The following is a 25453-nucleotide window of genomic DNA, read 5'->3' as shown; positions in this document are numbered from 1 at the left end:
GGCAGAACTGTCTCAATATTGAAGATTTATCGAGTAAATCTCCTTCTTAAGATAAGACCCAGTAGGATTAAGGTGATACCTGCGATTTCCACGTACAGATGGCTAGATTCTCCTGTCTTCGGGAGGGTCTCTGGTTTAGTGATAGGAGGAATTCCCCCCAAGGGCACATCATTATCAGTATCAATCGGTATGTCCGGATTCGTCGGTTTGGGATCCGTTGATGGAGTAGGAACTGTTGGTGGTGGTGGTGTTACACTTGGCGATGGTGTTATAGACGGTGTTGGCGTCACACCTGGTGTCGGGCTTGGTGTTGGCGGTGTTGGCGATGGCGTTGGTGTCGACGTGGGCGGATCATTTGACTCCGGCGAATCCGGTATGGGCGTCTTAACATTTGTAATGGTTACATTCAAATTTTCCGCTGCACGAAGCGTTATCGTGCGATCGATAGCATCTAACACATAACCTTGAGGGGCTACTTGTTCTTTCACAATATAATCGCCGGCCAGCAGGCCAGAAAAGACAACCTTACCCGTCTCATTTGTTGTCAAGGAACGAATAATATCCTTCTCTTGACCGATCTTGCGATACAATTCAAAGGTCGCTCCACTAAGCAGTAAGGTGTTGTTTGCCAAATCAACTTTCTTAATCGTCAATGAACCTCTATCGCCACTGCCTGTGCCAGAACCACTGGAGACACCTACCAAAATATCCTTCACCGTTTCTTTAGTTACCGTGGTTGAATTTTTACCGCTAAAGCTGACTTTATTCGAAACAGTTTCTTGATCATTAGCAGCAATGACAGATTGATATTCCAAGATGTAAGCTGCCGCAATCGGATTCACGAACTTTAATTCAAACGATTGCTTGCCGATATTATCCGTACGAATAACCAATGTGTAGTCTGTCCCCTTGGTTAATTCTGCGCCCTTCGTTATATTTCCATTCGAAGTAACAGACGTACCAAACAGATGGAAAGAATCCGGTATCAATATCTGATTGACTGATGGTGTATCGATGATTGCCGCGTCAGTTACGGTTGACTGACTTCGATTAATCGTAATTGTCCAAACAATCTTATCTCCACTCTGCAAACCGTTTTTACTAACATACTCTCCCCCATACGGGATGTTAACACTTGCTATGAGATCATTCGATGCAGGAAGATTACCATCAAATAATTTAGCCGAATTCTTAATGTTACCGCCAATAAGTTGACCATTCAGACTTGTTTTAAAGGTGATATAATACGGACCTGAAATTGTTTGTTTAAATGTTAGAATGAGCTTGTTATTAGCATCAACATTGTAATAATAGTTTTTAGGGTCTATAGCAACAGGGTCCATTGAAGGATTGCCATTTGGTGCGACTATCATGTTGTATACGGCAAGCGAATCCTTGACAAGCACTTGATTGGACTCTAGGAGATCCTCAACGACTGCTTCTGTAAGGATTTTCTTGTTGTTGTTGACCCCTACTGTCCAAGTCAGCTGTTTTAATAATGCGTCGTAGGATCCGTATTTAAACCCGTTGTTCTTCACTTCAGTCCTTATAACGAATTTTGCTGTTACTGTTTTGGATTGCTCTTTGTTAGTAGGATCTATCCAGTCTATTTTGGCCGAATTATTGAAATCAGTTGTGCTGTCAACAGATTGAATCCAATCTAAATTGAAATCGGTTTTGTAGCTAATCGTAACAGGTTCGGTAATAACATTAGTGAATGTCACTGTCAAGCCTACATCAGAAGCTACCGAATTGTCGAGCGTGTACTCTGCTGTACTTAGTGTAGTTACACCCTTTTTGATGACCAATGAACCCGGGATGAGATGAAGTCCTTTGTTCGGAAATGTATCGGTCACAACTACGCTGTTCATTCTCTGACTATCACCGTTAATCGTGATGTTCCACACTACTGTCTTAGCCTCGTAATCTACAGCTCCTAGAGTTTTGACAATCGCCAATTTGCTGATGGACTCTACAGTGACCGTTGCAGATGCATGGACAGGCGTCTTGTTGTTTCCTTTGAACGTTGCCGTATTTACAAATGACTCCTTGGAATCGTCAGTAATTGGCGTTGTGTATTGAATGCGGTAAGCAGTTTCAATAGGGCTATCTGCAAAACGGACTGAAAGAACGCTCCCCGCTGTACTCACCATATACTTGCTGCTATCCACCAGTCCTCCCTTGACAACAGAGCCGTCCAAACGTACATCCAAATGATAGACAGCTACTGTAACCGGAACTGACAACCCTACCGGTATGGGGTCCGTTACAACTGCTTCCTGAACGGAATCCAGCGCCTTGTTCACATCAATGGTCCAATCGATTTGCTTGGAATTAATACCCTGGGACACACCCGCTTTGCTTATTGTAGAAGTGACTGTGGGTTTGAAGTTGAGGTTAAACACCTGTTCTCCAGAATTAATCGGAATTGTAATAATTTGCGTGGTGCTTCCAGTAATCTGACTCTTATTGAATTGTGTGTTGAAGGTTAGAGTTCCTTGCACATTATTATAGCCTTCTATGAATTTATTAAATGTAATTAACACCCGATGGCTGTCTTTGTCGGCATAGAACGTTCCCACAAGATCATTACCCATCCTCAGTTCACCGTTGATGTGATTGAATAATAAAAATTGCTGCGGCAGTGTGAATGTAAATGTATCCCCGGCAAGGTAACCATGTCCGTTTGGCAAAGACCAGGTATAATCCAACTTCACTCTGGCACCTTGCTCGTAAACATTACCAGTCACCACTTCTCCTGCGCTGTTGTACACAGCCATCGTCACACTGTCGAGAATGTTGTTTGAAATTGTGTTTGCACTGGCCTTAGGCAAAAAGCCAATCCCGTAAATACTCTGCATAAAAATTAATAAGGTAATTAGCAGTGCACTCGTTTTTTTCTTCAACATCATTTCATACCTCCATTCATGGATCAATTTTTTATAGAGATTATTTATGTGTGCTACCTCCTATGACTTTGAAACAAAATGTATCATTATCAATGATATATGATACAAGATGTATTGTAAATATTGGGATTTATTGTTTTTCAACATGGAAAAGCACAAAAAAACCTGTTCTCAGCTATGAGATCAGGTTTCATCATTTCACTTAATATATTCTGGATATCTGATAATTAGAATCATTTTTTATGAGATCTATCGTTTCACCGGCTTGTATATGAACAGCGTCATACGTGGTATCGATCGTCACCCATTCCTTACTTTCCTTTAGGAAGACTTGATTCCACGCATGATAAGTATCTGGCGCATGACTTTCATACCCCATAACCAGACGAGTAGGAATCCCCTCGCTTCTTGCCATTGCCGCAAAAGTAGCTGCAAAGTCATAACAAATTCCGTTGGACGCTGCGTAGACCATATCCAGATTAGGTACGTAACTATCTGCTACCGTTTGGGGCTTTTCATAATCATACTGAAAATGTGTCGTGATATATCCATAAATAGCTCTTATTTTGTCGATATCTTTTTCTTTATCTCCAACTAATTGCCTAGCCTCAACGACCGCCTTCGATTCATTGTCCCAATCGATCAACGGAATGGACTGCAGAAATACGGCATTCTCGTCTTCCATTTCTAACTCTATTTGTTCTTGCGTAACAACTTTATATTTATTAGCTCCTATGGACTCTCCAATCAGTACTTTATACTGTCCGTTTCCAAGCTGCAAAGGGTACTGACCCCCTTCTTCGAAGGTGTAGTCATATTTGATATTTTCTCTCATGATTCGAACGAGAACTTTGGTTTTCTTGTTCTTATCGTTTGAATAATGAACCGAGATAATTCCTTTATTCAGAGCATCTTTATCTATCATGGATGGATTGGAAGCTGCAAATATCCCTTGTGGAGCAAGTGTAAATAGAAAACCTGCGATGATTGTTCGTATAATTGGCTTTTTAAACAAAAATAAATCCCCTTTCAGTAACTGGCTGCCAACTTAGTTCGGCTAAGGAAGGCCCTTTAGTTTTGCGTCTCTAGTTTTCGCTAGATTTGCCTTTATCGGAGGAACTCACCGACTCCCTATAATCACTATAGTGCAATCTTAACATAGGCTTGTCTCTCTGAATAGACAAAATATTACATTTTATTCCTTTGATTGCACCATGATTCCCTTAATGGCAATACGATGAGTAGGATTTTCCATAGGATGACAAGTTATTAGCGTAATCTCCCGATCTTTGCCGTTGCCTTTCAGCACCCAGACATCCTCTGGGAGGACATACTGTTTGTCCACAACTTTGTAGATATGCGTTTTGCTCCCTGTATTCACTTCTATGAAATCCCCTTCGGTGACCTCATCTAATCTATTAAAATTTTTCCCGTAAGTCAGGTTTCGATGACCCGCAATGGCATAATTGCCAACAGCGCCTGCTTTGCCTGTATTGGCAATACTAGCAACGGAAATCTTCAAATTATTCACGGTTGCATCTGTCAGTATAGGGAGCTTCAGATTAATTTTATCGATAATAAGGACACCCTCTGTATTCTTCTGCGGCAAAGTTACAGGCTTCGGTGTCGTTTTCATAGCCAAAGGGCTTGGCTGGCTGCTCGGCTGGCTGCTTGTCGGCAGAGCTTCCACTGCGGGACTGGAAGAAGGCACGACCAACCCTGCATCTGTCTCCTCCTCGATGTCAGAGGCTGTCTGATCCATATCTTGCAGATTTTCCTGCCATTGTTTCAAAATTTTGTTCTGCTGATAGCTCTCATAACGATCGTTTAACGTTGGATAGAGAAAAATGATAATCCCAAGAACGATAAATAACAGTGATAGCTTTTTTCTAATCACTAGTGGTACCACCTTTCTCTTCGATCTCATGCACCGAGGACTGTCTGAGCATGCTTAACATCATATAAAGCCCTGGCAACTTAGATTTATCGAAATCGCCAGATTTAGCATAATTAGTTAACAGACATATTTATAAGTTAATCATGCTTTGAATTCTAAGTGCAACCTATACGAAGTTAAAATTTTCCAGCTTAGAAATACGCAGCATTCGCTATGCTCTTAAGGGAATAACAGCACATAAAAAAGCCATAACAGCAAATGAGCTGTTATGGCTTCTATATCTCCATTAACTAACCGTCTTCGGACGCTCCATTCGCGTAATTCCTGGCCAGCGGAATGTAGCCCACTCGGGCTGCCGCTTCTCAATTCGTGCCACAACGACGGTCATATCATCTTGAATTTCGCCATGATGATGGCGGAAAATTCTTTCTAATAAACAGTCCGCAAAATCCTGCGGCATCGTGGTATCAATTTCCTGAATCATCCGCTTCATCCACATCTCTTTGTTTACCGCATGTCCCGGCGCATCGTAGATACCGTCTGTCATCATGACAAGGATATCACCCGATTGGAGTGGAATCGAGACCAGATCAACATCAATCTCGCTCAGGATGCCGACAGGCAGATTATTAGCCGAGATCGAAATCACTTCCGTCCCTCGCTTAATGAAGCTAGGGGTGGAACCAATTTTCATGAACGTTGTGTTTGCACTATACATGTCGATCAAGGCCATATCTACGGTTGCATACATCTCATCCGAAGATCGCAGCATCAATACTGAGTTAAGCGATTTGATCGCCAGCTTCTCGTCCATCCCTGACTGCAGCAGCTGCTGCAGGATGTTCAGAGCCGTCTGGCTCTCCGCCTGTGCTCGCTCGCCGTTGCCCATGCCGTCGCTAAGCGCCACGGCATATTTGCCATTGCCCAGCTCCACCGTGGAGAAGCTGTCGCCCGAGAAGAGGTCGCCTCCCTTGGCTGCGCCAGCGACCCCGGTCTCCACCTCGTATTCCTTGGCAGAGCCGAATACGACCGTGCTGTAACCCTCGCCGCGCGCATGCATTTCCTCGCGCATGACGGCGACGTTCTCGCCGATAATTTCGCTCAAGAGCGGCGCAATGATTTTCCGACATTCATCGAAGCCCTTCGTGTATTGATGAATGATCTCAATTTCGATATTTCCTTCATCCAAGGAAATGATATCGATGGTATGGATGGATAAGCCCAGCTCCTCCAGGGCATTACGAATTTGCTCTTCTTGAAGGAACAGTTCCTGCCCTTCCCGTTTAATCTCCTTGGCCAAGTCCTCCATTACTTGGGACACCCCTGAAAGCTGGTCAGCCACGAGATGCCGGCTATCCATAATCTGCTTTTTCCAATGCAAATCATTCTTGTACAAGCCATACTGCTGCTTCATCACATCCAGCACTTGATCCGTGCGAATACATACCTTCCTCCACTCCGGTGGAATATTCTTCTTCGTCATACTCTCCTTCATCTCAATTTGGGTCATCATATCGGTCATATACGTATAGGTTTGATAAAATTTCTGATCCCAGCACTGGCTCTTTTTCCAGCAGGAATCACAAGCCTTCTGCGCAACCGCATTCATGAAATGGCCAACATCCTCCTCCTTGCGGCTCACCGCATCATCGGTCGTCAACTGCTTAAAGCTGCGCGCCAGCTGGCGGAACACTTCAGAGAACTGTTCCACACGTCCTGCCGTAACATCACGAACCCGCTTCGCATAGTCCTGTTGGGATTTCAAATTTTCCTGCGTACCGGGTACATATTTAGCAAGCGTCAGAATCAGACTCCGCGGTGTCAACAGGAAGAGTGCAACAGCTGCAAGCGACTCCCATGTAGAGTTGATTACATTAGCCCCTGATCCCATATAGAAAGCAAGTATCGATGACCCTATCAGCATTCCGAATGCAACAGCCAATCGATTACCATCTTTGAGAAGCCCTGCTAACATCCCCGAGAAAGCCAGTAAACTCATTTGATAAACCGCATTGCTATTCGCAAGACTTAGGATTAATCCTGTAATGACTCCTACCGAGGCTCCGAAAGGCGCTCCTCCCACCAGCGCAAATAATAGAATTAAATACCGGGACAGCACATGTTCTACGGTGATTGGACCCACAACCCAGCTCACCGTTCCTGTCATCACAGAAGCTAACAAGATAATCAAACAAATAATTTCCTCATGTTTCAAATGATAGTTCTTACGGGTAAGCGTAAATACAGGAATAGCTTGAATAAAAATTAACGTCAGTACTAGACTTAGCAGTGCCTCAACGGAGACCATCATGAGCGTATACCAGCTTAAGTTCGAGACTACAAGCTCTGCAAAGAGCTGAACCAGCAAGGTTGAGCTGAATACAAGAAGCGGTGCTAAGGAAATATCGGAGCGTTCAAATTTCTCCAAAGCTTTTTGGATGAGTAAGAAAACGATGATCTCCGTAACAAGATAACCAGTATTCGAATTCAGCGAGAATAGGCTTCCAGCAAATGCAGCGACACCTACCCAATGTAAAAGATCTCTCCTTGTAAAATAAATGACAGCAATGAACGCAAGCGCAAACGGAGATAGCTGTTCCAAAATCATCGCACGACCGAGTAAGAAAGCCATCACGATGAGCAGTAAAGACCACTTCTTAGCTACGAAGGCTTGTACGAATCGATTCTCCACAGCAGCGCTATGTGCGCCCATCTTCGCTTTCTGCCACAATCCCGACCAACCGCCACCAATCACTGTGCTTAAGCTTCTTCTCTGCATGTTTTCGAACACCATCCATTCATTCCTTATTTGTTTCTCTAGTATAGAGACAATCTAGCAGAAAGTTTGTCAGAATGAGTTGATAGATTCAAAGAAATTTCCGACAAGCCGTGTTTGCTTTGTCACCATGCCTCAGCCCTTGCCTAGTCTCGTTTTACCATATAGAAAACGTTTCCAAAAGTCTGATTGCCTCGAACTTTCGCCCTGCGTATGGGGGAGATACCCGTAATTCCATGTCGATTGTTCTTTATGTTATTTTAACTATTTGACGTTTGGACAAAAAAATAACCACACTCGCCTAAGCGAATGTGGTTCGTTATTGCATCTATTAATCTCTTCTTCCGCCTCGGCCACCGCGTTTGGACTCGGTGTTCTTTTTCAAAGACGAAATCCGCTCTTCACTATCTTTAAGGAACCGAGATACTTTATCTTCGAACGAAAACGGTCTAGCTCCGCCTTGCTGCTTGTTAAAGCCGCCGCGACCACCACCACCGCCGCCTCGATTGAAGCCACCGCCGCCACCTGGACGACCGCCACCACCACCGGGACCACCGCTTGGAGGACCACTACGTTCTCCGCCGCTACTTGGACGACCACCTTGGTAGCCTCCTGGACGATCTCCACTTGGACGTCCTTGATAGCTGCTGCCACCTGTACGTTCAGGACGAGCTGGTCTTTCCTCAACTGGCTTGTCAACCGTCTGCTTGATCGACAGTCCGATCTTGCCATCCTTGTCCACGTTAATCACTTTGACCAATACTTTGTCTTCCAGCTTTAAATGGTCATTAACGTCTTTCACATAATTGTCTGCGATCTCCGAAATGTGAACAAGACCGGTAACTCCTTCAGCAAGCTCGACGAATGCTCCAAAGTGAGTAATCCCCGTCACTCTACCCTCTAACTTGGTGCCAACTTCAATTGCCATAAAGTAAAATGTTCCTCCCTTAAAATGTTGAAAACACTGGCTACGCCGATTATAACCGATGCAGAAACCACGGTCAACACGGCAACAGCCTCTTCTTCTTGTTGATTTTTATTGCGACTTTGAGACACTTAGTGGCGTCTCTCCGGTTTTACTATAATGAAAATCTCGACGAATAATTTGATCCAAATATTCGTCATTATGAAGTCGAGCGATTTCTTTCGTTGTTTGCTCTTTGAGTTTTTGTGACTCTACAAGCTGTTGCTCCATATTCGCTACGACACTACTCTTCTCTTGCAGCTTAGCGAACTGGCCCCAGATGTTCACAGCAGCCCAGCTCATAAAACATAGGACAAAAATCATAAGAAAACGCAGTCTTCGTTTCGAGCCTACACTGTTGCTGCGCTTGGATGGAACGGTTGCTTTAGCATGCATGAATAGGAATGCCTCCTACTTTGAGAATAACCTGCGATAGATCAATATGATATTACCCTTTAGTTTCTTCAACCAAACAGGGATAACAAAATATTTATGCACAGGCCGAGTCATCCAATGGAGTAATCTCCACACAGGATAAAGCAATTGTAGCACAATTCTATAAAGGAATATAGCTACAGCTAGTAAAAAGCCTAAAATAATCACAGTTAGACGATATAAGCCAATAATCGGTTTAATCAGGATAATTTCGACAGTTTTAGCAATGAAACGGTAGATAGCAATCGTGATTCGAATGAGAAGCAGTGTAAGACGGATAACCCCAGTGCTGAGGAAGGCAAAATAAAAACAAACGCCAATCCCCATCCCCAGAAAAATAAATACACGAACTTGTCCTTCATTACTGTAAATGAGCAGACGGAACACGAGGATTGTCGCCACAATCCAATAAACCAGATCAATGAACGGAATCGTCCATCTTGGCAGTCTCAGCTTGCCAGAGAGCACACGAAACACATCGAAGATCGCACCTATGGCGATTCCGCTCAGGAACATCATGAAGATCGTATGGAACTGAACATTTAGGGTCACTTGAATAACTTACCAAGGAACCCCTTGGATTTCTCCTGGGTATTTCCGTCCACATAAGCTAATTCGTGAATGATTCCTTCTATGGCGACCAACCCTTGTTCCAAACTTAAGTTCTTGATGTGCAAATTTTGTCCTTTAATCATCAAGTAGCCCATTTCCGTTTCAAGGAGGAACTCTTCACTGTCAAAGCTTTCTACGTTCAAAACTCCGGAGATCTCCAAGAGCTTGCGATTCAGCATTTTAATTTCTTGCCGCTTATTCGTGTTTTTCACGGGTTCAATCATGGCCTGTACCCCTCCTTCATCTATCATTACGATATGGGAGGATGTCCTCTTTTAGAACCATGCATAGCTATCAATCAAATATAAAAATAGCCCAAGACCCCTATTCAGGAATCTCAGGCTATTTAACAACTTGCAGGGTTATTCGGATTGAAAAGCTTCTTCCTTGAGCAGCGTGTACATCTGAGCAGCGTCTTCCTTGCGGGTCGACTCCGACAGAACTTCCACTCGAATCGTCACTTTTTTCTGACCGAATTGAATAGAGAGCTCATCCCCGACTTTCACGTGTGTACTCGCTTTGGCATCTCTACCGTTAATCCAGACACGCCCTTGATCGGACACATCCTTCGCCACGGTGCGACGTTTAATGAGACGAGATACTTTGAGAAACTTATCGATACGCATTATTTTACAGCGTCTTTAAGCTTGTTGCCCGCTTTGAAAGCAGGAACATTGGATTCCGCGATCACGATTGGGTTGCCTGTTTGTGGGTTACGGCCTGTACGACCAGAACGTTTGCGAGTTTCGAATGTTCCGAAACCGATTAATTGAACTTTATCTCCGGATGAAAGAGCGTCCGTTACTTCACCAAGGAATCCGTTAAGTACAACTTCAACGTCTTTCTTAGTAAGTCCGCTTTTTTCTGCAATGTTGTTGATCAAATCTGTTTTGTTCATGTGGTTTCTTTACCTCCCAAAAATGTTTGAAGATCTAGTCTTCTACTATGTAGCCATTTTGCAAAGCTGAGAGACTTTGAATTTTTTTCAAAGATCTCTATCTTATATTTCCATATTCAACCTTACACCAAATCTAGTATTCTGCTTTTTTCGGCAAAATCCTTCTAACTCTGGCCAAGTTTTGCAACTTTTTTTGCTTCTTGCCATAAATTTTCCATCTCTGATAATTCAGTTTGTTCAAAAGAAAGCCCTCTTAAACGTAGCTGATCTTCAATATACGAAAATCTTTGGATGAATTTGCGGTTCGTCTGCGCGATCGCCTCTTCCGGATCAACCTTCAGAAATCTAGCGACATTGACGATCGAGAAAAGGACGTCTCCCAGCTCCTCGAGCCGATCTTGAGCCCCTACATCGGATGGATTAGCGATGGCTTCGCGAAGCTCAGTCAACTCTTCTTCCACCTTATTCAGGACATCCTCGAGCTCTGACCAGTCAAAACCAACTGTCGCCGCCTTCTTCTGAAGCTTCAGCGCCTTCATAAGGCCTGGCAGCTCGCGTGGCACACCGTCCAGTACGGATTGCTTCGTGACATCAATGCCTTTCTTACGCTTCTCCTCCGCCTTCATGGCATTCCAGTTCACAAGAGCTTCGTCGGCATCCTCAGCCTTGTTCTCACCGAATACATGAGGGTGACGGCGGATGAGTTTCTCATTCAATGTGGCGATGACATCATAAACGGTGAACGTGCCAATTTCCTCTTCCATCTGCGCATGCAGCATCACTTGTAAAAGCAGATCGCCGAGTTCCTCACACATATGCTCCGGATCGTCTTCGTCTATTGTTTCAAGAACCTCATACGCTTCCTCGATGAGATTTTTGCGCAGGCTGGCATGCGTCTGCTCACGATCCCAGGGGCAGCCTTCCGGGCTGCGCAGGATTTGAACAATTTCATGCAATCGGCCAAAAGTGCGGTAATAATCTTCATCCTTTTCACTTTTCGGCACCCAGACAAGGGAAAGATTGCCGTACCCCTTCACATGATCAAGCTCATGCAGGGGGACCTCGATAATCTGTTCCTCTCCAGCCACACCCAAGGAATGACCAACGACAACACGGTAATCATCCGAATAAGCATCCATGAGGCTAATCTTAAGATCTGATGCCGTAAGACTATCATACACTTGTCCAATAACCGTATGAAGCTGCGGATTAAGAGTATAACGGCTCAGGCTTGTCGCGTCAAGCAATTGAAAGCCATCAATCGGGTCAAAACCAAAACGTAGAAACGCCCTGATCCAGAAAACTCTCCCCGCCGATGATTTGGAGCGAAATGCCCTCAGACGGACAGCGTTGTTTCAGAAGCTGCACCGTGTATTCAGCCACCATCGGATGGCCTGGCACCGCATAAATAACCTCAGAAGATTGCGTCTTGGCGGATTGGATGAGCGCCTCTGCGATCGATTCGTACACTTGTTCGAAGGTTTGGTGCGCTAGGTAATTCTCATCAAACGTTTGGTAAGGAATCTGGTTCGTATCCAGCATCTGAACCATCGGGTGATCCAGCGTTCGCAGGTATAGCACGGCTTGCTCCTTGGCAGCCACTTGCAGCTTTTTCCAGACACCTAGTGTAAGCTGGTCTTCGTCTCCCGTTCCGAGTCCGAGGACGGTTATTTGCAGGTTAGTTGACATGTAGGAAACACCTCCTGATTAATGGTTAACTGCTGTGTGTAAGGTAAAAAATATTTGAACACTTGCAGGGAACATGAGGACACTTGAACCGTTTTCTGGGGCTTCTACATGTCAGTCAAAGTTGTGAACTCCAGTTTTCGTTTATAAAGTCATTGCTAGTACATGTAAATGAGCATCCGTGGTTACCAATGTTGTATTTTCTGCAACTATTCCCACTCCCAAAGGCCATTTGGCATGTTCAAGTTGTAGTTTGTACAACATTTCGAACCCATTTGTTGCTAAATAGCCTGTATAGGGCCTAAATTATTGTACATTATGCAACATCGGAGGGAAAGAGGCGGGATCTAGGCAGACATTGTTGCACTTTCTACAACATCTTCAACCGAGAATATGAATTCATTCTTCAGCTCATCCAGCAACCTCAAGTGAGCATATATGACAATGGATTTCGATTTAAGACACCTCAATGTAGAAAAAGATTAGCATTTACTCATGTTCATAGGCAATCCCTAGCCTCGGTCGCGAGGGCCGGTGGATGCCTTAGTCGGCCATAGCTTCGCCAGGACCGGCGCCAGCTTCCGGTCCAGCTCTGGCATCAGCCGCAGCTCCTCGCGGCTGATACTGCCGCTGCGCAGCAGCGCAAGCGCGTAGACGGCTGCACCGCCGACTACGCAAACCAAGGCGATTGCGCTAGCGCTCAATCGCTCAGGTACGTGCCACGCCGCCGCAGCAGGCATGGCCAGAAGCTGCAGCGCTGCGAGGCAGCCGCCCATCAGCCCCACGGCAAGCAGCGGACTGACGGCGTACGGCCGCAGCGCGAAGCGCGCCCCGGTGCAGCGGCGCAGCTGCACCAGATTCAGCCCCGCCGCAGCGGCATAGGCGATCACCGCGCTCAGCGCGGCGCCGTCGATGCCCCAGCGGGGCATGAGCACCACGTTGCCTAGTGCTTTCAGCACGATGGCAACGAGCAGGGCCTTCACCGGCGTGCGGATCGCGCCGGCGCCCTGGAGAACGCTGGCCGAGAGAGCGTTCACCGTACTAAACAAGGCCGTGAAGGCCAGCACGGCCATCGTCCAGCTGGCCTCATCACTTTTGTATAGCATCACGTTAATCGGCACTGCTGCAAAGGCAAGTCCGAACGAGGCTCCGAGCCCGATAAGCCAGGAGAGCCTTATCGCCATCTCAGCCCTAAAGCGGATGAGTTCGTCCTGCCTTCTTACCTTGGCTTCTGCTAGAGCAGGAACTAGCACGGCGGACATAGAGGAAGCGATCATGACAACGAGCTGAACAAGAGGAAACCCTCGGTTATAAAGCCCGAACTGCCGCATGGCCTCCCCCTCGCTCCCTTGCGCAGCCTCGAGAAGACGCGGCATGGTAAACGTGTCGACAAGCGTGAGCAGAGGAACCACGATAGCGCCTAAACAAACTGGAATCGCATAAGCCGTAATGCGTTTCGCCCAGTCCCAGGAAGAGAGTTCCTTGGGCGGCATCATGTCTTTTCGCTTTTCATTCGACCCCTGCCAATTCAGTTCTTTCGACAGCAGCCCGTCACCTTCACTCATTACATCCTGCCTCTGTCCCTCTGTATCCCCAGACTGCCACCGATCCTCTTCATTCACTCCATGCTCCCGTATCCGTTCCCGCTCCTGTCTCATCGCCCTCCGCCAATAAACATACATCACCAATAGCCCAGCCGCAGCACCTGTCACGGAGCCAAACGTTGCTCCAGCAGCAATCCACTCCTCGTCATAAGCTAAGGCCACCATATAGAGCAGCAGCGCGACCATGGTGATCACCCTTATAAGCTGCTCAATCACTTGTGAAACAGCCGTAGGCAGCATATTTTGATACCCTTGGAAATAACCGCGCAGGACAGCAAGCATCGGGGATAGCAGCAGCGCGAAGGATACGCTTCGGATCGCCCTCTCTGTCTGGCTAATTCCAATCCAACGGGCAATCTCACTTGCTCCGAAGTACAACAGAACAAACATTACAAAACCGGAGCTCATTAAAATGGCTGTGGAGACATGTACAATACGTCTAGCCCCTTGATAATCACCTTCAATAGCTCGTTCGGCTACGAACTTGGATACGGCTACCGGAAATCCAGCTGTGGCCGCAAACAAAATTAGAATATAGAGCGGATAAACCGCATTATAAATACCAAAAGCCGTATCACCGGCTACATTTTGCAGCGGAATCTTCTGCAGTGTTCCCAATAGTTTAGAGAGAATAGCGGCAGCCCCAAGGAGAGCAGCACCTCTTAACAGCTTGGCACCCTGTTTACCGACATTCCTCTGGAGCTCCTCTTTATTACCTTGATGCCCCTTGTCGGTGTCCCCCATCTTACTTCTCCTCTACCCTGATTTCACGCATATAGACATATTATAACGAAATCAGCCATGGCAGACAAAAAAAGCTTCACTTACAGATGCTGGGGCATCTCTGTAAGGAAGCCTTTATGTCTTATTTTTCTTTCATTGCTCCATCTGCTTGGCCAAAAATCCAGCCGCTGTCTCTACCATCTTAACTTCCATATTCCCCATTTTCACATTCTCATCTTTGGAGAGCAAAATGACACATCCAATAGGGTCGCCACCAGCTACAATCGGAGCGGCTACGAAAGAAGAGAATGTTTCACTTGTATCCTTGATAAGCTCAAATTGACCACTGCCGCTTTCCAGAATCGCTTTGCGATTTTCCATACAGGATTCAATGATCGATCCAACCGACTTTTCGAAATAGTCCTTTTTGGACCCCCCAGCCATCGCAATAATGTTATCTCGATCTGAGATCAGGGCCACGTGATTCGTGCTTTCAAATAACGATTCCGCATATTCCTTGGCAAAATCACCAAGTTCACCGATAGGTGAATACTTCTTAAGAATAACTTCACCATCTCGATCCACGAAAATTTCCAAAGGGTCACCTTCGCGAATGCGTAGTGTGCGTCGTATTTCCTTGGGAATAACAACTCTCCCTAAATCATCTATCCGACGGACAATTCCAGTTGCTTTCATACCTCTAGATGCCTCACTTTCCGCTCAGTAATTAGATACGACAGGAGCATGAAATCTTGTATGCTAGATCGGGATTTGGTGGGAACTCGAATTCTATCCATAGTATTCTTCACTTCCCATTCTTCTATGCAGACGCTTTTACTACGGAATTTACTTTATTTAGCTTTGCATCCTGCTGCGCTTATCATGTCCAAAAATAACAAATAAAAACAGGATGCCCATTATCGGACATCCTGGTAAGTTCTTACTTTGCAGCTGGACTTGCCGCCGGGCTTGCTGCCGGACTTGCAGCAGGAGCTGGGCTCGCTTCCGGTTTCGGCAGATTATTGGTTTGAATCAAATTCGGGTATTCTTTCTCTGCAAATTCAGATAGGGATTTCTCCGCAAGCTGAGATTTGATTTGTGTTTTGAGCGTATCATCCAGTGGCTTCGTGCTTCTGGACTCCACTTTCATCACGTGGTATCCGAAAGAGGATTCAACAGGATCACTGATTGTATTCAAAGGAAGCGTACTAGCTGCTTCTTTGAATTCAGGTACCCATTGATTGATGTCTGCATCTTTATACGTACCGCCAGCGTCTTTGGAGCCTGGATCGTCGGAGAATTCTTTCGCAAGCGCTGCGAAATCGCCGCCTTTATCCAGTTTACTTTTTACATCCTTGGCTCTGGTTAAAGCTTCTTCTTTGGTGCGCAGATCTGCTTGAGTTGCCGCATCTTTCAATGAAATCAGAATATGGCTAACTGTTGCAATATCAAAGGCATGAGTAGCTGCTTGTTCTTTGTAGGCATCCTGAACAGCTTGATCAGTGATTTTACTCTCCATGCTGCCCATCGTGTAGAAGCTCATTTTCATTAATGACTCGATATCCTTAAGCTCGATACCATTGTCTTTCAACTGCTTGTCCATTCCGCCTTCTTGCTTACCGAAATAATCGGTGATGGCTTTCATTTGCTCCGTCACTTGTTTATCTGCATCAGCTTTCACTTTATCGTCTGCTTTGGCAGATAGAACACGGAAAGTTACCATTTGCTTCAACATATCTTGTTGAAAAGCTGGATCTGTCATGAATTGCGCTAGCTGCGGTGAAAACATTTTGTTCACATTGATGAAAGAGTCAAACTCGCCGCGCGTAATTTTACCGCCTTCTTTATACGTAGCAATTACGTCACTCGGGTTACCAGCTGCTGCTGCAGTAGAGGCCGGTGAAGGTGAAGCTGTTGCTGCACCTTCCTTTTTACTTCCACATGCACTTAGGACTGAAAATGCAAGGAGCAATGCTACCATGCTTAAAATCCATTTTTTCGAAAAACGTCGTTGTACACTAGTATCATTTGGCAACATCTTGTAATTCCCCTTTCGTTTTCAGAACATCCTTATATTGTACCAGAAACTTCTCCACCAATTCGATGGAAGCTTCTGGTTTCATGCCTTTACATCGAATAACGATAAGAAGCTGAGGGTCCGCGTTCAACTTGATTCGACCATCAAAGCCTTTGGACAATGCGATAAGCTTCTGTCCTTCCAGCCTGCCATTCTGGTCAATATGCACTTTGATTAGGTAATCATCCCCTTTTTGGCTGATCGTTTCTATCCGGTACTCCGAACCGTATGCTTTCAAACGAGCCACTGTCAGTAAGTTGAACACGGCCTGCGGCAGATCCCCGAAGCGATCAACAAGCTCATCATGCAGATCCGCGGCTTCTTCCAACGTTCGAATGGCGGCCACTTTTTTGTAAATTTCGATTTTTTGCATGCTGTCGTAGATGTAGTCGGATGGTAAGTACGCATCCAATTGTATATCGATAGAAGTATTCCATTCCGGCTCTGGAATGACTGCTTCCCCATCTATTTCTAGTTTCAGCTTTGCAATTTCTTCCGCTAACATTTGGGAGTATAAATCAAATCCGACAGATGCAATGAAACCATGCTGCTCTGCGCCAAGCAAATTACCAGCACCACGAATAGATAAATCCCTCATCGCAATTTTAAAGCCTGATCCAAGTTCTGTAAACTCTTTAATCGCTTGAAGACGTTTCTCCGCCACTTCTGTGAGCACTTTATCACGCTGATACGTGAAATAAGCATACGCTACGCGATTAGAACGTCCCACACGTCCACGCAGCTGATAGAGCTGAGACAGCCCCATTTTATCCGCATCGTGAACAATCAGTGTGTTGACATTCGGAATATCGACACCCGTCTCGATAATACTCGTGCTTACCAGCACATCGTATTCCCCATCGAGGAAATCTAGGATCGTCTTCTCCAGCTCCTGCTCGCCCATTTGTCCATGTGCCACAGTAACGCGGGCATCCGGAATCATCATGGAGATCTGATCAGCAATCTGAGTGATACCTTGTACGCGGTTATATAAATAATACACTTGGCCTTCACGCGCTAATTCCCGCTCAATCGCTTCTCGAACAAGCGTTGGTCCGTACTCGACCACATAGGTCTGTACAGGGAAACGATTTTCCGGCGGAGTCTCGATGACCGATAAATCACGAACACCTAACATGGACATGTGTAAAGTTCTCGGAATCGGTGTTGCCGTCAGTGTGAGCACGTCCACATTCGTCTTGAGCCGTTTCAGCTTCTCTTTGTGGGACACGCCAAAACGCTGCTCCTCATCGACGATTAGCAAACCAAGATCTTTGAACTGCACATCCTGCGACAAAAGCCGGTGAGTACCAATAACGACGTCAACCGTCCCTTTCTTGACGCCTTTCATAACTTCGGTCTGCTCCTTCTTGGAGCGGAAACGACTTAATACTTTGACATTAAAAGGATAGCCCGAGAACCGTTCACGGAACGTTTCGTAATGCTGCTGAGCCAGAATCGTCGTCGGCACCAAAACAGCAACCTGTTTGCCGTCAATCGCTGCCTTGAAGGCCGCACGCACCGCAACTTCCGTCTTCCCATAGCCTACATCGCCGCAAAGCAAACGATCCATCGGACGTGCTTTCTCCATGTCTACCTTGATTTCTTCGATCGCACGAAGCTGATCCCGAGTTTCATCGTAAGGAAACATCGCTTCGAATTCATTTTGATAAGAGCTGTCTTTACTAAATCCGTAGCCGGTTGCAGCTTGGCGTTCTGCATAGAGCTTGATCAACTCATCAGCAATATCCTTAACGGATGCCCGCGCCTTGCTCTTCACTCTAGCCCAGTCAGCGCCTCCGAGCTTATAAACCTTCGGTTCCTTCTCTTCGGAACCTACATATTTCTGGATTAAATCAATCTGGTCAATCGGTACAGACAGCTTATCGCCACCAGCATACATGATGTGGAGGTAATCCTTATGAATACCGCCCACTTCCAAGGTGCCGATCCCAACATACTTCCCGATCCCATGATTCACATGAACAACATAGTCGCCTACCTTAAGCTCTTGATAGCTTTTGATACGCTCAGCGTTCTCCAGCTTCTTCTCGACCTTACGCGCTTTACGCTGTTTCTGTGTGAAGATTTCCCCTTCCGTGATGACAACCAAATGGATCGAAGGCATTTCAAACCCTGTCTGTAGATTTCCATCTACAATTTCGGGCACTTCAATTTGGTAGTCGTGCAGCACACGCCGCACACGTTCAGCACGGTCCTCTCCGTTTGCCAGCAAAATGACATTGCTTCCATTTTTCTTCCAGCGCTCCATCTCCGCTTTAAGGAGATTCATTTGTCCATGGAAGTTTTGCATAACACGGCAAACGAAGTTTACGATATTTTGCGGTTGAATCCCAGCCACTTGGCGCAGGAATAGCGATACATATAATGTCGGGAAAGGCCTGCGATGCAGCAGAGTTTCATACGATTTGGACAGCACAAAAGCCGGCAAGCTCTTCCCCTCTGTCAGTGCATGCATCATCCACTCTGCCTCGTCGCGCTCTAGCTGCTTTGCTGTCTCCAGCAATCGCGCCGGTTCGTCGATGATCAGCACAGTATCCTTAGGCATGTAGTCCATGAGGGTCTGTCTTTCCGTATATAAAAGCGAAATATATTTATAAATACCAGGAAACGTCTGCCCTTCACGCAGCAGTTCAATATCATGTCCGATGCCTTCGAGCAGCTTATCTTTGGCTGATCGGTCCGTCATTTTCTCCAGCTGCGCTTGAAGCAGCTCATAGGCATGCTGCGCAGCTGATTGTAACCGCTTTCTATCCGCTTGAATCTCGCGACAAGGGGGGATCGTTATCGACTCTAGTTTATCAATTGAACGTTGGTCACTTACATCAAAGGTACGAATAGAATCAACTTCGACATCGAACAGCTCAATCCGAATAGCGTTCTCTGACGTTAAAGGAAATAAATCCAGAATTCCGCCGCGTACGCTCATTTCACCTTTGGTCTCAACCCGCTCCACGCGTTCGTAACCCAGACTGGATAAAGCACCTAAGAGCTCATCCAATTGCACGGTATCCCCTACGTTTACCGTAACGCGGGATTCTTCGAATACTTGCTTGAGCGGAAGCAATCGACGCACTCCAGCAAATGGCGCAATAACAACCCCACGGAAACCGCCAGCTAGCTTGGTGAGAACGTCAATACGCTGCGCTAGCATCTCTGGGCTGGAAGCCGCTTCTTCTGTCGTCAGAAGCTCTTGAGATGGGTAGAGCAGCACTTCATTAGGTGATAGACATTCTAGTAAATCCTCCGCTATTTTCTGAGCGGCGAACATATTGTGAGTAACAATGAACAGCGGGCGCGCTAACTCTCGCGCAAGAGTGGCAATCATCACCTGCCTGGAGGAACCGGTAAGTCCGGCAACGAGCTGCTCTTTCATTTCGGACCTGAGGCCTGTCACGATCGTTTGAAAGTCGCTATCCGTAGAAAAAGCTTGAATTAAAGCTTGCAAACAAGTACACTCCCCTCACAAAAAGAAGCCTCGGCACACTTGCCTCGGCTATTAACTCTTTATCTTCATCAATTTTACTGCAACGGACTTGCCAGCAGGGACAATTCTGGGTTTGCTTCTAACGCCTCACGACAGTAGTCACAAACGACCCTTACCGTAACATCTCCATTCGTGTTATACGATATTATATCTCTACGCTCATCGGGGGTCAAGAAATGGAAGCCTAACTGCTGCTCCGTGATCGAATTCTCATTAATTTCCCCAACAAAGGTATGACAATGTCTGCAAATATACTTAATCATATATGTATGCCTCCTTCGACTATTCGATTACATCCTAGTATGACCATTCTCCGGAGAAATTAGCCGAATGTGCCATTGTCATTTTCGAATAGTCAATTTGCATACAATGAGTCTGAAGTGGATGGCTTCACTTATTTATTAAACTTCGCCATCGTCTTTTCGAATGATTCACTCAGACTGAACAGCATGGCTTCGCAGGTGAGGTCCAGTACCTCATCTATCGACTTCATCTCGTCTTTGGAAAAGTTAGATAAGACATAATCAGCGATATTATAGCCAGGCGCAGGCCTGTTCACACCCACTCGAATTCGGTTAAAGCTTTGCGTTCCAGCGTGTTGAATAATGGATTTAATCCCATTGTGACCACCAGGGCTCCCTTGATACCGGAGTCTAATTTGACCGAATGGTGTATCCATATCATCATAAACAATCGTAACGTCTTCCAGTTTTGCTTTATAAAAGTCCAAGAACGCTCGCATGGATTCGCCCGAAAGATTCATATAAGTCATCGGTTTAAGTAAATATACCTTCGTACTATTCACTACCCCTTCACCCAGAAGCCCTTTACCTTTATTTTGAAAAGAAGTAATACCCCATTTGGCAGCAAAACGGTCAATGGCCATGAAACCAACATTGTGTCGATTCATCTCATATTGTTTTCCCGGATTACCCAGTCCAATAAAACATTTCATCTTCTTCTAAATCCTCCTAAAGTTAAACTAAAAAATCCTTTGCGGAACCATCATCTAAAGGTTATTGTTTACCTATATGAAAAACGAACCATCAAATTTAAAGCTGTGGGTGAATCAGTCATATGTATTTAAATGGTCAACAGCTTACAACCGATATTCATTTTCAAGATCATGCTGAATCCTGTATTCCCGTCCAAGTATACTATCAAAATGTACATAAGGATATAGGCTTCATTGAAATCTACACCTTGTATTTTATCAAAGTAAATAATACATTCTACAATCGAAATACTCACGTTTTTCTTTCACGCCCCGGATATTAAGCGCTTACATCGCAGTAATTAAGGATACCCTCTACATATTGTTGAGGGTTCCTTGTCGTTCGTTTGGATCTAAACCGGCTGTCCTTCAGTCGCAGCCTCGTTCGAGGTTTCCGCTTGTCCAACCTTCTCTTCATTATTAGCCGGCTCTTCTTCACCAGTCTCTTTCTGAGGCGAAAGAACGGTGAGAATCAAATCATTAGAGTCAGACTTCACTTCAATCCCGGCAGGTACTGAGAGTTGGTTTACAAGTAAGTTATCACCAAGCCCTACGTTCGAAATGTCCACCTTGATTGAACTTGGTATCTGATTGGGCAGGCACCGAATCTCCAGCTCATGCATTTGTATCTGCACAATGCCGCCTTCTTTGGCCCCTTCTGCTTCACCGATAAATTCCAAGCTGACAATCGTTTTAACAGGCTCATCCATATTAATTTGATGAAAATCGACATGGAGCAGCCGCTCTCGTTTTAGTTTGTCCCGCTGGATCTCGTTGATCATCACTGGTTGCTTGCCACTGCCGTCTGGCATATCCAGATCAATAATAGCATGAGGATTTTGGCGCAGCAGCGCTAGTAATTCTTTCTGATCAACCGTAATGACCGCAGAGCCCACCTTTTGGCCATATACAACGGCAGGTATTCTACCTTGGATACGCAGTTGTTTAATATCTGATTTCGTTGTTTCTTTGCGGGATTCCGCTTTTAATGAAAATGCCATAAGAAAAAGAACCTCCTAAGAGTTTTGCTCAGCACGCTCGATTAATAAGCAATGCCAAGTAGGTAACAGCTAATTCATAGCCTACCCAACCTCAAGAAGTTCCATCCAATTCCATCCTCACAAAGTGAGATTTACCGTTTCTAGTCCGTGAATTTACTCTTTGTTCTGTTTATTTTCCTTCTTCGCTTTTGCTCGCGATCTAATTTTATCCGCATAGCCAGGCTTGTTGGATTGTCTCTCACGGGCAATAGCTAGATCCCCATCATCAACGGAATGTGTAATCGTAGAACCTGCAACAACATAAGCGCCCTTGCCAATTTTCACAGGAGCAATCAAATTCACATTACTGCCCACAAAAGCATCATCGCCAATTTCCGTTAAACTCTTATTGAATCCGTCATAGTTCACGGTTATGGCGCCGCAGCCGATGTTTACATTCGTTCCAACGACCGCATCCCCTACATAGCTTAAATGAGAAACTTTCGACCCCTCACCAAGCGTCGCGTTCTTAATCTCAACAAAGTCGCCAATTTTCACTTGCTTCCCAATATTAGCGCCAGGTCTCAAATAAGCAAACGGCCCCACACTAGCCTCATTATCCACATAGGCATCCTGAAGGACGGATTGTTTAATCGTAACCTCATCCCTAATCGTCGAGTCGATAATTTCCGTTTGCGGTCCAATGGTGCATTGTTCCCCAATAACGGTGCGCCCCCGCAAAATAGTACCCGGCAGCAGTACGGTATCCATACCGATGGTAACATCTTTTTCAATATACGTATTAGACGGATCTATAATCGTAACCCCGTTCAGCATGTGCCCACGGTTAATACGCGCTTTAAACAATCGCTCTGCTTCAGCCAGTGCCACGCGATCGTTCACACCGATCGACTCTGCGCTGTCCTCCATGCAGTAGCCTTGAACAACTTCTCCACCACTTGTCATAATCCCAATGACATCCGTCAAATAGTATTCATTTTGCGTATTATTGTTCGTAACCGATGCTAGGGCCTTGAATAGTTTTTGATTATCGAAAATATAAGTGCCTGTGTTGATCTCTTGAACAGCTGCCTCTTCACTGCTGCAGTCCTTCTGCTCAACAATCCTTGCTACTCGGCCGTCTTCACCGCGAATAATACGTCCATATCCATGCGGTTCATCGAGTTTGGCTGTCAGAATTGTCGCAGACGCTCCAGACCGTTCATGCAGCTCAATGGTGCTCATCAAGGTGGCTTCCGAAATCAGCGGTGTATCGCCGCAAATGACAACGGTCATCCCTTCCTCTTCGCCAAGAGCATCCTTCGCTTGAAGAACTGCATGCCCTGTTCCCAACTGTTGTTCCTGTAAAGCGTACTCCACTCGATCTCCCAGATGTCCCTTTACGGCTTCCGCCCCGAATCCAACAATGACGAGTGTCTTTGTTACTTCTATATGCTGCAGCGTGTCTACAACGTGTTCCACCATTGGCTTACCTACAACCGGATGAAGCACCTTGTACAGCTTCGATTTCATGCGTTTTCCTTGTCCTGCGGCTAGTACAATCCCCATGAGTTTCAACTAACATCCAACCCCTTTAATATAAATAGTTACACACTACTATATGTATAATCGATGAGTTCTTCAACCAAATATAGCATCAATACCACCCAAAAGAAAAGAGAGCCCAAGGGCTCTCTCAATAATCTGAATTATGCGCCTTCTTCAATTACCTCTTCTTCTACAGCCGCGCGATCATATTCAGCCAATACCGCCGCTTGAATTTTCTCACGTGTTGTGGAAGAAATCGGATGAGCGATATCACGGAATTCACCATCCGGTGTTCGTTTGCTTGGCATAGCCACGAACATCCCATTATTACCGTCGATGACACGTATGTCATGAACGACGAACTCGTTGTCAATGGTAATGGAAGCAATCGCCTTCATCCTCCCCTCGGAGTTGACCCGGCGGAGTCTTACATCTGTAATTTGCACTTGTGTTCACCACCTTTTTCCATCTCTGAGACTTGGGTGTAATATTCCACATCGTCGTGCAAATTCCTTCTTCTTTTTTTGAAATTTTCGATAATTTTATACAATCTTAATGTTACTGTTAAATTTCGACAGAAATCACAGCAATTAACTCAATTTCGACAAAAACATCACGTGGTAATCTGGCCACTTCGACAGTGGATCTAGCCGGTTTATGATCTCCGAAGTACGATCCATAAATTTCATTCAGCTCTGCAAACTGATTCATATCCTTCAAAAAAACCGTTGCTTTCACAACTTGATCAAACGATGAACCTGCTGCTTCAAGCACACCCTTCAAATTCGCGAACACTTGATGGGTTTGTTCCTTGATTCCACCCTCTACAATCTGTCCATCCTGGCCAAGTGGAATTTGTCCAGAAGTAAAGAGAAGGTTACCTAGCTTTACCGCTTGCGAGTAAGGTCCGATAGCAGCTGGTGCTGCTGTTGTTGAAATAAGTTCCATCGTTTTACGATTCTCCTTTTTTACTGTCAAAATAGTTCCCAGGCTCTACGGTGATTTGTTTCGTCTTGGAATCTACGCCGTATAAACGAGCAAGCGATACGTAGTGATCAACCAAATGCTCTTCAACCTCACAAGACTCCATGAATACACCAACCCCTTGAACTGAGGCTTTGAATTCCGCTAACAAATCCATCATGCCGTGGATGGTACCGCCAACATGCATGAAATCATCAATGATAAGCACCTTTGACTCTTCTTTCAAAGCACGCCTTGCGAGTGACATCGTCTGGATCCGCTTATTGGAACCTGAAACATAGTTGATGCTAACCGCTGAACCTTCCGTCACTCGACTGTCCCTGCGGACAATCACAACAGGCAGATTCATATAAGTTGCCGTTGCATAAGCGAGTGGAATGCCTTTCGTTTCTACCGTCATAATCACATCAATATCACGACCGGCGAAAGCGGATGCAAACGTCTTGCCAATTTCATTCAAATATTGGGGCTGCCCCATAATATCTGACATATACAAATAACCGCCTGGAAGAATCCGTTCTGGCTGCTGCAGTTGTAAACAAAGGTTCTGTATAAATTTCAGTGATACTTCCTTAGGCACCTTTGGTGAAAATTTCACACCTCCGGCAGCCCCCGCAAGCGTATTCAGCTCGCCTAGTCCTTCTTCTTCAAATACTTCCTTGATGATCGCTAAATCTTCACTAATGGAGGATTTAGCAGAGTTGTAACGCTCGGCAAAAGTCGTTAAAGGGATTAACGAATGGGGGCGGAATAACAAATATTGCGTCATTTCCACCAGCCTAGCGCTCCTTTTCAACTTTTTCATCGCACTACCCCCAAAAATCCGAATATTATAATGAAAATATACCATTTTTATAC

Annotated in this window: 21 protein-coding genes, 1 pseudogene and 1 riboswitch; all 22 genes and pseudogenes read right to left on the bottom strand. The window is 45.4% G+C overall.

The genetic code is table 11. The annotated features are described in order from the left end of the window. Nucleotides 1-26: 26 nt before the first annotated feature. The 22 genes and pseudogenes from QFZ78_RS24080 to purR all read right to left on the bottom strand — a co-directional run bounded on the left by QFZ78_RS24080 (nt 27) and on the right by purR (nt 25400). Nucleotides 27-2912: a collagen binding domain-containing protein gene (locus QFZ78_RS24080; RefSeq protein WP_307551316.1), complete on the bottom strand. Its 2886-nt coding sequence runs from the start codon at nt 2910-2912 to the stop codon at nt 27-29. A 199-nt stretch (nt 2913-3111) separates the two neighbouring features. Continuing rightward, the gene (locus tag QFZ78_RS24075; RefSeq protein WP_307551314.1) at nt 3112-3924 is read right to left on the bottom strand and encodes a transglutaminase-like domain-containing protein; all 813 of its coding nucleotides are present in this window, start codon (nt 3922-3924) and stop codon (nt 3112-3114) included. A 13-nt stretch (nt 3925-3937) separates the two neighbouring features. Further along, nucleotides 3938-4025, bottom strand: a riboswitch (cyclic di-GMP riboswitch). Nucleotides 4026-4104: 79 nt separating this feature from the next. Beyond that, the gene (locus QFZ78_RS24070) at nt 4105-4806 is read right to left on the bottom strand and encodes a class D sortase (protein WP_307551312.1); all 702 of its coding nucleotides are present in this window, start codon (nt 4804-4806) and stop codon (nt 4105-4107) included. Between the two features lie 286 nt (nt 4807-5092). Continuing rightward, nucleotides 5093-7585, bottom strand: a complete 2493-nt coding sequence (spoIIE, locus tag QFZ78_RS24065; RefSeq protein WP_307551309.1) for a stage II sporulation protein E — start codon at nt 7583-7585, stop codon at nt 5093-5095. A 328-nt stretch (nt 7586-7913) separates the two neighbouring features. Continuing rightward, on the bottom strand, nt 7914-8510 hold the full coding sequence (locus tag QFZ78_RS24060) for a S1 domain-containing RNA-binding protein (protein WP_307551306.1): 597 nt from the start codon (nt 8508-8510) through the stop codon (nt 7914-7916). Nucleotides 8511-8618: 108 nt separating this feature from the next. Then, a complete protein-coding gene (locus QFZ78_RS24055; protein WP_307551305.1) occupies nt 8619-8942 on the bottom strand; it encodes an FtsB family cell division protein in 324 nt (107 codons plus the stop codon). 15 nt (nt 8943-8957) lie between these two features. Beyond that, nucleotides 8958-9533 (bottom strand): spore cortex biosynthesis protein YabQ, encoded by a 576-nt coding sequence (gene yabQ, locus QFZ78_RS24050; protein ID WP_307551303.1) that lies wholly within the window; start codon nt 9531-9533, stop codon nt 8958-8960. Beyond that, on the bottom strand, nt 9530-9817 hold the full coding sequence (yabP, locus tag QFZ78_RS24045) for a sporulation protein YabP (RefSeq protein ID WP_029197777.1): 288 nt from the start codon (nt 9815-9817) through the stop codon (nt 9530-9532). The genes yabQ and yabP overlap by 4 nt, the downstream gene beginning before the upstream one ends. A gap of 138 nt (nt 9818-9955) precedes the next feature. Further along, nucleotides 9956-10219 (bottom strand): RNA-binding S4 domain-containing protein, encoded by a 264-nt coding sequence (locus tag QFZ78_RS24040; RefSeq protein ID WP_029197990.1) that lies wholly within the window; start codon nt 10217-10219, stop codon nt 9956-9958. Then, nucleotides 10219-10491: an HU family DNA-binding protein gene (locus tag QFZ78_RS24035; protein WP_029197991.1), complete on the bottom strand. Its 273-nt coding sequence runs from the start codon at nt 10489-10491 to the stop codon at nt 10219-10221. Before QFZ78_RS24035 ends, QFZ78_RS24040 begins: the two co-directional genes overlap by 1 nt. Nucleotides 10492-10655: 164 nt before the next feature. Beyond that, nucleotides 10656-12180, bottom strand: a pseudogene (yabN, locus tag QFZ78_RS24030) (bifunctional methyltransferase/pyrophosphohydrolase YabN). Nucleotides 12181-12689: 509 nt separating this feature from the next. Then, complete coding sequence (locus QFZ78_RS24025) at nt 12690-14525, bottom strand: putative polysaccharide biosynthesis protein (protein ID WP_307551301.1); 1836 nt, start codon at nt 14523-14525, stop codon at nt 12690-12692. Nucleotides 14526-14657: 132 nt separating this feature from the next. Next, nucleotides 14658-15200, bottom strand: coding sequence for a stage V sporulation protein T (spoVT, locus tag QFZ78_RS24020; protein ID WP_307551299.1), 543 nt, complete (start codon nt 15198-15200; stop codon nt 14658-14660). A 244-nt stretch (nt 15201-15444) separates the two neighbouring features. Then, the gene (locus tag QFZ78_RS24015; protein WP_307551297.1) at nt 15445-16542 is read right to left on the bottom strand and encodes a peptidylprolyl isomerase; all 1098 of its coding nucleotides are present in this window, start codon (nt 16540-16542) and stop codon (nt 15445-15447) included. Continuing rightward, nucleotides 16529-20050 (bottom strand): transcription-repair coupling factor, encoded by a 3522-nt coding sequence (mfd, locus tag QFZ78_RS24010; protein ID WP_307551294.1) that lies wholly within the window; start codon nt 20048-20050, stop codon nt 16529-16531. Before mfd ends, QFZ78_RS24015 begins: the two co-directional genes overlap by 14 nt. A 74-nt stretch (nt 20051-20124) precedes the next feature. Next, nucleotides 20125-20352, bottom strand: a complete 228-nt coding sequence (gene fin, locus QFZ78_RS24005; RefSeq protein ID WP_307551292.1) for an anti-sigma-F factor Fin — start codon at nt 20350-20352, stop codon at nt 20125-20127. A gap of 131 nt (nt 20353-20483) precedes the next feature. Then, nucleotides 20484-21044, bottom strand: a complete 561-nt coding sequence (gene pth / locus QFZ78_RS24000) for an aminoacyl-tRNA hydrolase (RefSeq protein WP_307551290.1) — start codon at nt 21042-21044, stop codon at nt 20484-20486. Between the two features lie 392 nt (nt 21045-21436). After that, nucleotides 21437-22084: a 50S ribosomal protein L25 gene (locus tag QFZ78_RS23995; protein ID WP_307551288.1), complete on the bottom strand. Its 648-nt coding sequence runs from the start codon at nt 22082-22084 to the stop codon at nt 21437-21439. A gap of 153 nt (nt 22085-22237) precedes the next feature. After that, on the bottom strand, nt 22238-23641 hold the full coding sequence (glmU, locus tag QFZ78_RS23990) for a bifunctional UDP-N-acetylglucosamine diphosphorylase/glucosamine-1-phosphate N-acetyltransferase GlmU (RefSeq protein ID WP_307551286.1): 1404 nt from the start codon (nt 23639-23641) through the stop codon (nt 22238-22240). Between the two features lie 131 nt (nt 23642-23772). Beyond that, complete coding sequence (gene spoVG, locus QFZ78_RS23985; RefSeq protein ID WP_028557369.1) at nt 23773-24057, bottom strand: septation regulator SpoVG; 285 nt, start codon at nt 24055-24057, stop codon at nt 23773-23775. Between the two features lie 118 nt (nt 24058-24175). Next, nucleotides 24176-24559, bottom strand: coding sequence for a RidA family protein (locus QFZ78_RS23980; protein ID WP_307551283.1), 384 nt, complete (start codon nt 24557-24559; stop codon nt 24176-24178). Nucleotides 24560-24563: 4 nt separating this feature from the next. Continuing rightward, on the bottom strand, nt 24564-25400 hold the full coding sequence (gene purR / locus QFZ78_RS23975) for a pur operon repressor (protein ID WP_307551282.1): 837 nt from the start codon (nt 25398-25400) through the stop codon (nt 24564-24566). Nucleotides 25401-25453: the final 53 nt, after the last annotated feature.

The sequence above is a fragment of the Paenibacillus sp. V4I5 genome, from assembly GCF_030817255.1.
GTDB lineage: Bacteria > Bacillota > Bacilli > Paenibacillales > NBRC-103111 > Paenibacillus_E.
The sequence above is the reverse complement of the archived record's forward strand: the minus strand, read 5'-3'. Positions and strand labels throughout refer to the sequence as shown.